The 11,904-nt window shown below is 63.6% G+C and carries 10 protein-coding genes; 6 read left to right on the top strand and 4 right to left on the bottom strand.

Annotation, left to right across the window (positions count from 1 at the left end; genetic code table 11):
• Positions 1 to 8 precede the first annotated feature (8 nt).
• Complete coding sequence (locus NDY25_RS05240; protein WP_168956965.1) at positions 9 to 860, top strand: pseudouridine synthase; 852 nt, start codon at positions 9 to 11, stop codon at positions 858 to 860.
• Here the strand turns inward: NDY25_RS05240 and NDY25_RS05235 are convergent.
• Both NDY25_RS05235 and kbl read right to left on the bottom strand, forming a co-directional pair.
• The gene (locus NDY25_RS05235; protein WP_168956964.1) at positions 814 to 1,203 is read right to left on the bottom strand and encodes an HNH endonuclease; all 390 of its coding nucleotides are present in this window, start codon (positions 1,201 to 1,203) and stop codon (positions 814 to 816) included. The two genes, NDY25_RS05240 and NDY25_RS05235, sit on opposite strands and share 47 nt — an antisense overlap.
• The gene (gene kbl, locus NDY25_RS05230; protein WP_168956963.1) at positions 1,203 to 2,411 is read right to left on the bottom strand and encodes a glycine C-acetyltransferase; all 1,209 of its coding nucleotides are present in this window, start codon (positions 2,409 to 2,411) and stop codon (positions 1,203 to 1,205) included. Before kbl ends, NDY25_RS05235 begins: the two co-directional genes overlap by 1 nt.
• A gap of 90 nt (positions 2,412 to 2,501) precedes the next feature.
• On the opposite strand from kbl, the gene NDY25_RS05225 reads away from it, so the two are divergent.
• The 5 genes from NDY25_RS05225 (at position 2,502) to NDY25_RS05205 (ending at position 7,469) form a co-directional block, all read left to right on the top strand.
• A complete protein-coding gene (locus NDY25_RS05225) occupies positions 2,502 to 3,602 on the top strand; it encodes a sulfate ABC transporter substrate-binding protein (protein WP_074056781.1) in 1,101 nt (366 codons plus the stop codon).
• Between the two features lie 3 nt (positions 3,603 to 3,605).
• Positions 3,606 to 4,466, top strand: a complete 861-nt coding sequence (gene cysT, locus NDY25_RS05220) for a sulfate ABC transporter permease subunit CysT (RefSeq protein ID WP_043888978.1) — start codon at positions 3,606 to 3,608, stop codon at positions 4,464 to 4,466.
• On the top strand, positions 4,463 to 5,416 hold the full coding sequence (gene cysW, locus NDY25_RS05215) for a sulfate ABC transporter permease subunit CysW (protein ID WP_104551821.1): 954 nt from the start codon (positions 4,463 to 4,465) through the stop codon (positions 5,414 to 5,416). The genes cysT and cysW overlap by 4 nt, the downstream gene beginning before the upstream one ends.
• Positions 5,417 to 5,423: 7 nt before the next feature.
• Positions 5,424 to 6,455 (top strand): sulfate/molybdate ABC transporter ATP-binding protein, encoded by a 1,032-nt coding sequence (locus NDY25_RS05210; protein WP_168957286.1) that lies wholly within the window; start codon positions 5,424 to 5,426, stop codon positions 6,453 to 6,455.
• Positions 6,456 to 6,752: 297 nt separating this feature from the next.
• Positions 6,753 to 7,469, top strand: a complete 717-nt coding sequence (locus NDY25_RS05205; protein ID WP_168956962.1) for a TorF family putative porin — start codon at positions 6,753 to 6,755, stop codon at positions 7,467 to 7,469.
• Between the two features lie 620 nt (positions 7,470 to 8,089).
• On the opposite strand, the gene tdh is transcribed toward NDY25_RS05205, so the two are convergent.
• Both tdh and NDY25_RS05195 read right to left on the bottom strand, forming a co-directional pair.
• A complete protein-coding gene (tdh, locus tag NDY25_RS05200; protein ID WP_180336495.1) occupies positions 8,090 to 9,124 on the bottom strand; it encodes an L-threonine 3-dehydrogenase in 1,035 nt (344 codons plus the stop codon).
• A gap of 269 nt (positions 9,125 to 9,393) precedes the next feature.
• Entirely contained in the window at positions 9,394 to 11,829 is a 2,436-nt protein-coding gene (locus tag NDY25_RS05195; protein WP_180336494.1) for a TonB-dependent receptor, read from the bottom strand.
• Between the last annotated feature and the right edge of the window lie 75 nt (positions 11,830 to 11,904).

Below are 11,904 nucleotides of genomic sequence, written 5' to 3'. Positions count from 1 at the left end.
GGGACGGCATGACCCGGCGGCCTCCGCCGGCAACGTTCCGGCAACGCAAGCGTGGTCCTGCCGGTGCTTCGCGCGCCTCCGCTACGGCCACGGCGACCACTGCGCCGCGCCACGGGCTGGCGCGCGTGCTGTCCAAATTGGGCGTGTGTTCGCGTACCGAAGCGGCACGCTGGATCGTCGAAGGGCGGGTCAGCGTGGCTGCGCGTGTGGTCCACGACCCTGAATATCCGATCCGCGCCGATCAGCAGTCGAGCATTACTGTCGACGGGCAGCCGTTGGCCGGGCCGGCGCGCTGCTATCTGATGCTCAACAAGCCGCGCAGCGTGGTCACGACCGTGCGCGACGAGCAGGGCAGGGACACGGTGTATCGCTGCTTCGATGGTGCCGGATTGCCGTGGATCGCGCCGGTCGGGCGATTGGACAAGGCTAGCGAAGGGCTGCTGCTCTTCAGTAACGACCCGCAATGGGCAGCGGCGCTGACCGATCCTGCGACCGGGCCGAACAAGACCTATCACGTGCAGATCGATTGCCGCCCGAGTGCCGAGCAATTGGCACAGTTGCAGGCCGGTGTGGTCGATCCCGATCCTGAGGGCGATGGTGTGCTGCTGCGCGCCAAGCACGTTGGCGTGCTGCGCGAAGGCGAGCGCAATGCGTGGCTGGAGATCGTGCTGGACGAGGGCCGCAATCGGCAGATCCGCCGCTTGTTGGCGGCGCTGGAGATCGGTGTGCTGCGGCTGGTGCGGGTGGCGATCGGTGCGCTGGCGATGGGTGAGTTGGGCAAGGGCGCGTGGCGCATGCTCAGCGCCGAGGAAGTCAGGGCGCTGACGGCGGCTCCCGCCAGCGCGCCAGACGCGCGCTGAGCAAGGCGCTGACGACTTCAAAAGCACGTGCGTCGCCGGCGCCGTTGGCATCGTGACGGCGACCCTTGGCGTGATTGCAACCGGCACAGGCCAGGGCAAGGTTGCGCGCCGCATTCGGATCCTCGCCCACCATCGCGCACAGCGCCGCCGCCGCGCGACGGCCGAACCAAGCCTGCGGGATTACGTGTTCCAGCGTGGTGTGCCCGAGCGGTTCGCCATCTGCGCGCAGCTGCAAGCGCCGACGGCAATGCAGGCAGCGGGTTTCCCAACTGCCGTCCAGCAAGTGCGCCTGGGCATCGGTGTGCGCCGCCAGCAACAGCCGTTGGCGCAGCACCGTGCGCATCAGTCTTTGATGACGTCGAGTTCGCGGCCGATCTTGATGAATGCAGCGATCGCCTGATCCAGCTGCTCGCGGGTGTGCGCGGCGCTGATCTGGGTGCGGATGCGCGCCTGGCCCTTGGGCACCACCGGGAAGAAGAAGCCGATGGCGTAGATGCCTTCTTCCAGCAGGCGCTCGGCGAATTTCTGCGCCAGCGGTGCGTCGTAGAGCATCACCGGGCTGATCGGATGCACGCCGGGCTTGACGTCGAAGCCGGCGGCGGTCATGCGCTCACGGAAGTAGCGCGTGTTGTCGACCAGCTGCGTGCGCAGCTCGCCGGCGGCATCGAGCATGCCGAACGCCTTGATGCCGGCGGCCACGACGTGCGGCGGCAGCGAATTGGAAAACAGATAGGGACGCGAGCGCTGGCGCAGCAGTTCGATGACTTCACGCTTGGCGGTGGTGAAGCCGCCCAGTGCGCCGCCCATCGCCTTGCCCAGCGTGCCGGTGAAGATATCGATCTGGTCCAGCACGCCCTTGACCTCAGCCGAGCCGCGGCCGGTAGCGCCCAAAAAGCCGGTGGCATGGCATTCGTCGATATGCACCAGCGCGTTGTACTTGCGGGCGAGGGCGGTGATCTCGTCCAGCGGGGCGATGAAGCCGTCCATCGAGAATACGCCGTCGCTGGTGATCAGCTTGGTCTTGCAGCCGGCGGCATCGGCGGCCTGCAGCTGCGCTTCCAGGTCGGCCATGTCGCAGTTGGCGTAGCGGAAGCGCTTGGCCTTGCACAGGCGTACGCCGTCGATGATCGAGGCGTGGTTGAGCGCGTCGGAGATGATGGCATCGTGCTCGCCGAGCAGCGGTTCGAACAGGCCGCCGTTGGCATCGAAACAGGCGGCATAGAGGATGGTGTCCTCGGTGCCGAAGAAGTCGGCGATGGTGCGCTCGAGTTGCTTATGCAAATCCTGGGTGCCGCAGATGAAGCGCACCGAGGCCATGCCGAAGCCGTGGGTGTCCAGCGCGTCCTTGGCCGCCTGGATGATGTCCGGATGGTCGGCCAAGCCCAGGTAGTTGTTGGCGCAGAAGTTGAGCACGCTGCGGCCGTCGGCGAGGGTGATCTGCGCCGACTGCGGGCCGGTGATGATGCGCTCGGACTTGAACAGGCCCTGGGCCTGGATCGTCTCCAGTTCGGCGGCGTAATGGGCGGTCAGCGCGGCGGGAGCGTTGGTCATGGCGATCGCAGTGGCAGAAAGAAGCGCGATTTTAACGATCACGGCGGCATACCACTACGTCATGCAAAATCGGTATAAGCGCAGGCGTGTATGTCATTTCACCGCCCGCGTAGCGCTGCGCAGCATGGCATGCTTGCTGTTCAGCTGCGCCCAACCGGCCAGGAGATTGCTGTGACCCACCCCCGCTACCGCTTCGTGTCGATCCTGTTGTGCAGCTTGCTGGCCCTGGCCGGCCCGGCTGGCGCGCGCGACATCGGTCTGCTCAATGTGAGCTATGACCCCACCCGCGAGTTCTATCGCGACTACAACAGCGCGTTCGCCGCGCATTGGAAGCAGCAACATCCGCAGGACACGGTGACGGTGGAAACCTCGCACGGCGGCTCCGGCAAGCAGGCGCGTGCGGTGATCGACGGCATCGAGGCCGATGTGGTCACGTTGGCGCTGGCCTACGACGTGGACGCGATCGCCGAGAAGGCCAAACTGATCGACAGCGATTGGGAAAAGCGCCTACCCGACAACAGCGCGCCGTACACCTCGACGATCGTGTTCCTGGTGCGCAAGGGCAACCCGAAGAACATCCACGATTGGCCGGACCTGCTGCGCTCCGGCGTGGCGGTGGTGACGCCCAACCCCAAGACCTCCGGCGGCGCGCGCTGGAATTACCTGGCCGCCTGGGCGTATGCCGACCGCATCTTCAAGGGCGACCGCGAGCGCATCGTGCGCTACATGCAGGCCTTGTTCCGCAACGTGCCGGTGCTGGACACCGGCGCGCGCGGTGCCACGACGACCTTCGTGCAGCGTGGTATCGGCGATGTGCTGCTGGCCTGGGAAAACGAAGCGCTGCTGGCGCGCGATGAACTGGGCAAGGACAAGTTCGAGATCGTGGTGCCGAAGTTGTCGATCCTGGCCGAGCCGTCGGTGGCGCTGGTCGACAAGAACGTCGACAAACACGGCACGCGCGATGTGGCCGAGGCCTACCTGCGTTATCTGTACGCGCCGGAAGGGCAGAAGCTGGCAGCCAAGCATTTCTATCGCCCGCGTCACCCGGAATTTGCCGACCCGGCCGATCTGGCACGTTTCCCGGACATCAAGCTGGTGACCATCCAGGAAGCGTTCGGGTCGTGGGACAAGGCGCAGCAGGAACACTTCGCCGACGGTGGTGTGTTCGATCAGATCCAGGCAAAAAAGTAGGCAATGCAGATGTCGGTTGCTCCCCATCCAGCGCCGTCATCGCGCCGACGCGTGATGCCGGGGTTGGGCTTGAGTCTTGGAATTACGCTGACCTGGCTGGGATTGATTGTGTTGATCCCGCTGCTGGGCATCTTCATCAAAACCAGCGGATTGGGTTGGGACGGCCTGTGGCGGGTGTGGAGCGAGCCACGGGTGTTGTCGGCCTTGCGGGTGAGCTTCGGTACGGCGTTCGTGGCCGGCGCCTTCAACGCACTCATGGGCACCTGGGTGGCGTGGGTGTTTGTGCGCTACAACTTCCCGGGCAAGCGCTTCTTCGACGCGGTGATCGATCTGCCATTCGCGTTGCCAACCGCAGTGGCCGGTATTGCGCTGACTGCGTTGTATGGCGGCAACGGCTGGGTCGGGCGCTGGCTGGAGGCGATCGGTATCAAGGTCGCCTATACGCAGTTGGGGATCGTGCTGGCGCTGGTGTTTGTCGGCCTGCCGTTCGTGGTGCGGGTGGTGCAGCCGGTGCTCGCCGAGAGCGAGCGCGAACTGGAAGCGGCCGCCGCCACGCTGGGCGCGTCGCGCTGGCAGACGGTCTGGCGGGTGGTGCTGCCGGGACTATGGCCAGCGGTCCTGACCGGGTTTGCGCTGGCCTTCGCGCGCGGCGTGGGTGAGTACGGCTCGGTGATCTTCATCGCCGGCAATCTGCCCAATTCCACCGAGATCGCGCCGCTGCTGATCACCATCCGGCTGGAAGAATTCGATTATGCCGGCGCCACCGCGATTGCGGCGGCAATGCTGCTGCTGTCGTTCGTGATCCTGCTGGTGGTCAATACGCTGCAGGCACGCCTGCTGCGCTATCAACGGAGGCCTGCATGAACGATGCTGTTTCGTCGCTGCCCTCCATGCTGCAGAACCGCACAATGACCGAACAGGCGCGCCGCATCACCGACTCGGCCACCAACGAGCCTCGCTGGGTGCAGTGGCTGATGATTCTGGGCGCGCTGCTGTTCCTGCTGGCGTTTTTGCTGCTGCCGCTGGTGCTGGTCTTCGCCGAGGCGCTGCGGGGTGGTTGGGAAACTTTCCTGCGCGCAGTGGTCGATCCGGATGCGTTGTCAGCGATCAAGCTGACCTTGATCGTGACTGCGATCGTGCTGCCGCTAAATCTGGTATTCGGGGTGGCAGCGGCGTGGGCGGTGAGCAAGCATCGCTTTCCCGGCAAGCGCTTGCTGATCAGCCTGATCGATCTGCCGTTTTCGGTGTCGCCGGTGGTGGCAGGTTTGATCTTCGTGCTGATCTTCGGGCGCAGCGGTTGGGCGTGGCCGTTGATCGACGAAGGTTGGCAGCTGCAGCTGCCGTTTTTTGGCGAGATGCTGATTCAGCTGCCGCGGATCGTATTCGCGCTGCCTGGCATCGTACTGGCGACGACCTTTGTCACGTTTCCGTTTATCGCGCGCGAGCTGATGCCACTGATGGAGCAGCAAGGCAGCGATGAAGAACTGGCCGCATTGAGCCTGGGCGCAAGCGGCTGGCAGATGTTCTGGCGGGTGACCTTGCCCAATATCCGTTGGGGCCTGATGTACGGCGTGCTGCTGTGCGCGGCGCGCGCGATGGGCGAGTTTGGTGCGGTGTCGGTGGTGTCCGGGCATATCCGCGGGCGCACCAATACGCTGCCGTTGCATGTGGAAATTCTCTACAACGAATACGCCTACAGCGCCGCGTTTGCGTGTGCCTCGCTGCTGGCATTGACCGCGCTGCTGACGCTGGCGCTGAAGACGTATCTGGAATGGCGACACGGCGATTCGCTTGCCGCCAACCACCGACATTGAGGTGACCATGGGCATCCGCATCCACCGCCTGCGCAAGCAGTTCGACACGTTCACCGCGTTGGACGACATCACCCTGGACGTGCGCCAGGGTGAGTTGCTGGCACTGCTGGGGCCGTCGGGCTCAGGCAAGACCACGTTGTTGCGCATCATGGCCGGGCTGGAGCATGCCGATGGCGGGCAGGTGCTGTTCGGCGACGAAGATGCCACGCGCATGAGCGTGCAGTCGCGCCGGGTCGGCTTCGTGTTCCAGCACTACGCGTTGTTCAAGCATATGGACGTGTTCGAGAACATCGCCTTCGGCTTGCGGGTGCGGCGCGGTAACGAGCGTTGGGCTGAAGCGCGTATTCGCGCACGCGTTGAAGAATTGCTGGCGCTGGTGCAGTTGCATGGCCTGGAGCAGCGCTATCCCACCCAGCTGTCCGGTGGTCAGCGGCAGCGCGTGGCACTGGCGCGTGCGTTGGCGATCGAGCCGCGTGTGCTGCTGCTGGACGAGCCATTCGGGGCACTGGATGCGCAGGTGCGCCGCGACCTGCGTCGCTGGCTGCGCGAGCTGCACGAACGTACCGGTCTGACCACGGTGTTCGTGACTCACGATCAGGAAGAAGCGCTGGAACTGGCCGACCGGGTGGCGATCCTCAACCGCGGCCGCATCGAGCAGCTCGACACCCCGGCGATGATCTACGACAAGCCGGCCTCGCCGTTCGTATATTCGTTCGTGGGCGCGGTGAACCGCATTCCTGGTGTGCTGGCGGAAGGTCGGATCCAGGTGGCCGGGCATGCATTGCCGGCGGCCAATGCCGCGTTGCCCTCCGGCCCGGTCGAGGTGTATGTGCGACCGGAGGATCTGGTGCCCGATGACGCCGGTTGGCCGGCGACGGTGGCCTGGTCGCAGCGCAGCGGGGCGCGTCTGCGTCTGCGCGCAACGCTGGAGCCGGCGGGCAACGAGGTGGAAGTGGAACTGCCGGCCTCGGCGGGGAGTTTTCAGCCAGGGCAGCAGCTAAGGCTGGCGGCGCGGCATTACGGGGTGTTTCCGGTGTGATTCGACGCCGGCTGGGGCCGGTATTGAATGGGGAGGGATTTGGGAGTAGGGATTCGGGATTCGCAGAGCGGGTCCGCCTTTGCTTTGGCGTTACGAATCCCCAATCCCCAATCTCAAGATCCTGCACATTCAGTCGATGAGATGGGCATCCTGATCAGCATCATCGGTGGTTAAAGCCTGTGTGCTTGTTCAAAGGCGCACGACGTTGATGTTGCGCTGCAATGACAGTTGGACTAATAAAGTCACTGCAACCTCGCTTCGCGTCATCCGACCGCCCATCGTCCCAGGAGATGCTCCATGAAGCCGTCCCCCCTCGCGTGTTGTCTGTCGTTGTTGTTGCTCGGTGTCGTGCCGTTGGCGCATGCGCAGGATGAAGAAGCGCCAGCGTCGCCCTTCAGTGGCACGTTTGCGGTCACCAGCGATTATCTGTTCCGTGGTATCTCGCAGACCAATGAAGAGCCCGCCTTCCAGGCTGGACTCACGTACACGACGCCGTTCGGCGTGTACATCGGCACCTGGACCTCCAATGTCGATTACGGTGCGGGCGATCCGGATTGGGAAGTGGATGGCTTTGTCGGCTACAACACCGATCTGGGCACGAACTGGAATTTCGATGTGATGATCAACCGCTACCAGTACCTGGGAGCTGGCGCGTCCAACTACGCCGAACTGATCACCAAGACCACATTTTTGAAGACCTATAGCTTGACCGTTGCCTATACCAACGATCTGTATGGGTCGAAGACCGACGGCTATTACTACGCACTCGATGCCAACTGGACGTTGCCGTACGACTTCACGTTCGGCGCGCACGCCGGGCACAGCGTTTATACCTCGGCGCTCAGTCAGGTGGATCACGATTACAACGACTTCGGCGTGAATGTCGGCAAGGCGTTCGGTCCGCTGGGTTTGAGCGTGGGCTATTACGACACCAGCGAAGCGGCCGAATTCGGCTTCGGTCGGCAGAATTCGCAGAACCATCTGGTGGCGACTGCGACGGTCACCTGGCCTTGATGGCGATGGGCTAAAAGCGGCTCTGACTAACTGGTTGTGTAGTTGTGAGATGGGAAGAGTTGATGCTCGGATGCTTCGGCATCTACATCTAAACGATGCTTAGGAATCTAGATTTCGGTTGGCTTGTTTTGGAGTGCTTGCACAGTGCGGACAGGTCGCTTGTAGAGCGGTTGATCTGGGGCTTGGATGCAGGGCCCTTGCCCGCCCATCATCGCGGGACACGCCGCAAGTACGTCCATGTAGGCTCTTACGCGGCATCCATGCCGCGTAAGGTCCCGCGACGGTGGGCGGGCAAGGACCAGTCGAGATGGTCGGTGCGCGTAGCTCTTTTCCAAGCAATCAGCAAACTGTCTGGTGCGGTGTCCTCACCGATTGCGGGACCGTGTGGCGGCATGGATGCCGCCACCGAGCCTACACGGACGTACTTGCGGCGTGTCCCGCGAGCGGTGAGGGCACCGCGCCCTCGACCCACTGAGCCTTTGCCTGCAATCCTCGCCGACCCTGCGTTCTTGAAGCGCTCCGCTCGCACCTGAGGATTTCTCGCTGCGTTCGTCAGTACTGTGAAGACGGACACGCAAAGGCGCCTCGCGGCGCCTTTTGCGTTCAAGCGTATTGGCCGATCAGTTCCAGCTCAACACGACCTTGCCGGCCTTGCCTTCTTCCATCAGGTCGAAGCCCTTCTGGAAGTCGTCGATCGGCAATTGATGGGTCAGCACCTTGTGCAGTGGAAAGCCCGACAGCACCAGTTGCGTCATCTTGTACCAGGTCTCGTACATCTTGCGGCCGTAGATGCCCTGTACGGTGAGGCCCTTGAAGATGATCTTGTCCCAGTCGCAGCCGGCGCCGCGCGGCATGATGCCGAGCATGGCGATCTTGCCGCCGTGATACATGCAGTCGAGCATGTCGTTGAAGGCACGCGGGTTGCCGCTCATTTCCAGGCCCACGTCGAAGCCTTCCATGTGCAGGTCGGCCATGACGTCCTTGAGCGATGTCTTGGACACGTTGACCACGCGGGTAGCGCCCATGTCGGCGGCAAGCTTGAGGCGGAAATCGTTGACGTCGGTGACCACCACGTTGCGCGCACCGATGTGCTTGCAGATGCCGGCGGCGATGATCCCGATCGGGCCGGCGCCGGTGATCAGCACGTCTTCGCCGATCACGTCGAATTCCAGCGCGCAATGTGTGGCGTTGCCGTAGGGGTCGAAGAAGGCGGCCAGCTCGGAGGGAATCTGGTCGGGGATCGGCCACAGGTTGCTGGCCGGCATCAGCATGTATTCGGCAAATGCGCCATTGACGTTGACGCCGATGCCGACCGTGTTGGGGCATAGATGCGGGCGGCCGCCGCGGCAATTGCGGCAATGCCCGCAGACGATGTGGCCTTCGGCCGACACGCGCTGGCCGACCTGGTAGCCGGTCACCGCCGAACCGAGCTCGGCCACACGGCCGACGAACTCGTGGCCGATGGTCAGGCCGGGTTTGATGGTGCGCTGGCTCCACTCGTCCCACAGGTAGATGTGCAGATCGGTGCCGCAGATTGCGGTCTTTTCCAGCTTGATCAGCACCTCGTTGGGGCCGGGGCTGGGCACGGGGACCTGTTCCAGCCAGATGCCCTTGTTCGCTTCGCGCTTGACCAGCGCCTTCATCGTCTGCGCCATCTGGCGGGACCTGCTGAGTGAAAGTAAGGCGGCGATTATAGGCGTCGCGAGGTTTGCGCCATGCGGCGGTGCGGTAATTGGCGGTGTTGGCCGACACGGATCTTGGCGGGGTAGGCGCCGATGTAGTCCTTCTCCCATCGGGAGAAGGTGGCGCGCAGCGCCGGATGAGGGTACGAGCGAAGCCTCGTGCAGTGGAACCACACGAGAGCTTCGCCCGTACCTCACCCCAACCCCTCTCCCGCAGGGAGAGGGGAAAGAGCGCCGGCAACTCAGAACTTCACATCAAGACTCATGAAGTATTGCCGCGGTGCGCCGACCACTATGGTCTGGTTATAGCCCTGCGGATCGGAGGCGACATAGCCGTTGGTGCCGGTGCTGGCGAAGTAGCGCTTGTCGGTGAGGTTGGTGATGTTGAGCGCTAGCGCCACATCGGCCACACCGCCCACACGACCGAAGTCGTACCGCGCGCCCGCATTGAACAGCCAGTACGAGGGCACCTGCGAATCGTTGAGGAAGGTGATGTAGCGCTTGTCGACGTACTTGCCGTCCAGATCCAGGCGCAGGTTGCCGAGCTGGTAGCTGGCGCTGGAGGAGAACATCAACGCCGGGATGCCGACCACGTCCTTGCCGGAGGTGGCGACCACGCCGTTGTTGAGGTAGTCGTCCTGATAACGCGAGCGATTCCACGACAGCGAATTCAACCAGCTCAGGCCTTCCATCGGACGCCACATCAACGCCAGATCCGCACCGGCGCTGTGCACGGCACCGACATTGCTCAGGATCGCCGCGCAGGTCTGCACCGCGGTGCACGGCGAGGTGGTCAGCAAGCGGTTGGAGAACTTGGTGAAGTAGGCGTCGGCCGACAGCTGGAACTGCGCATCCTGCACGCGGTAGCCCACCTGCACGGTCTGTGATTCTTCCGGCTCCAGCGTCGAACGGCTGCGGTCGAACGCGGCCTGCGAGGTACCGAACGGAGTGAAACCGAAGGCGGCGATGTTCTTGCTGTAGGAGGCGTAGATGTCCTGCCGCTCGTCGAGCTTGTAGTTCACGCCAAGCTGCGGCAGGAAGTTGTCTTCAGCGCGGATGCGCCCCTGTGCCAGCGCGGTGGTCGGCACCAGCGATTGCGCGCGCGTGGTGGTGCTGAGCGCCTTTGCGCCGTAGTTGAGGGTCAGGCGATCGTCGAGCAGGCGCACGGTGTCCTGCAGGTACAGCATGCGGGTCTGGGTGGTATAGCGCTGCAAAAAGTCGCGACGGAATGGGGTCTGCGCTTCGTACACGTTGTACAGCGAGGTGTAGCCCTCGTTGCCCAGCGCGAAGTAATTGCGCCCTTGCGTGGTGCGTGCATTCTCGGCCCACACGCCCGCTTCCAGATCGTGATTGCCCCACGACCACTTCAGTGCGCTGGTACCGCCGAAACGGTCCAGGCCATAGTCGGTGGTGCGCATCGACACCGGGATCTGCGCCGAGGTGACGACATACGGTGTCACCCACTGACCTTCGCCGCGATTGGCGTGGTAGTAGCCGGCGGCATCCAGGGTTGCACCGCCGAACACGAACGTGCCCGACAAGCCTGCCAGGTTGTCGCGACGCAGACCACCGCCTGCGTAGTAGCTGGCATCCAGCCAACTGTAATCATCGGGCAGCCCCGCCAGCGATTGCGGGTAGCCGTTGGCCACGCCGCTGGTGGCACCGGTGTTTTGATACGCACGCGCCATCTGCACCGCAGTGGCCCAATCCGGCTGCAGATAATCGTAATCCCAGCCCAGCGCGCGCTGGCTGGTCAACGACAGATCCATGTAGTCGTATTCCTTGCGCCGCGAGGTATCCACAAACAGGCTCAGACGGTTGCCTTCGCCCCATTGGTACACGGTCTTGAGGTTGGCCTGCTCTGACTGCTGGTCGCCAAAGCCCTTCCACTTGTCGGTGGTGGCATTGGCATAAGACAGATACGCCGACAACCCATTGCGATCGCCGGTGTCGCCACGCACGAAGGTGCGACGCGTCGCATCGCTACCCACCGTCTGCACCAGCCGCAGGCCGGGCGTGGTCTGCGGGTCGGCCGAATAGAACTGCATGGTGCCGCCGAGATTGGTGTTGGACGCAGTACCGAGCGCGCCGGCGCCTTGCGCGATTTCCACCGAGCCGAGGTTTTCCGAAATGATCGCGCGAGTAATGTGTAGGCCGTTGGTGACGCCATAGCTCATGTTGCCGAGCGGAATGCCATCGAGTGTGTAGCCGAGCCGGCTCTGATCGAAGCCGTGCAAGGTCACCTGCGTGGACCATTCGTAGGTGCCGAATGGGTCGGCCGACTGGAACTGCACGCCCGGCAATTTTTCCACTGCCTTGAAGGCGCTGCTGCCCGGTGTGAGCTGCTCGATGTCCTGCCGGCTGATGCGCTGCACCTGGCGCGTGCTGCCTTGCGAGACCACGTTAATCGCATCCAGCTGAGTGGCATTGGTTGCGGTATCGGCGGCGGTGACCGGCGCATCCGCGGCCGGCGCGTCTGCAATGGCAGCCGGATCGGCAGCCGTTGTGGCGGCAGATGCCATGACGGGAAGCAGCGCTGCCAGGGCGAACGCCAGCGGAGTGACATGAAAACGACGAGTGGAAGTCATGGGGGAATCCTGTTCGGGCACGGCTGAGGGCGGACGCACGGTGCAAGACCGACGTTTCGCGACGCAGGGTGTCAACGACTCATGAAACATTGATGACGGTCGCTGTCTTAAAACTGTCGCGCTCGCCCGCTATACGTGTCGTGTCCAGCCGCCACCTGCGGCCAC

Origin of the sequence: Xanthomonas hortorum pv. pelargonii (assembly GCF_024499015.1) — a bacterium.
In the GTDB taxonomy this organism is placed as follows: domain Bacteria; phylum Pseudomonadota; class Gammaproteobacteria; order Xanthomonadales; family Xanthomonadaceae; genus Xanthomonas; species Xanthomonas hortorum_B.
This window is presented reverse-complemented; position numbering and strand designations above follow the sequence as displayed.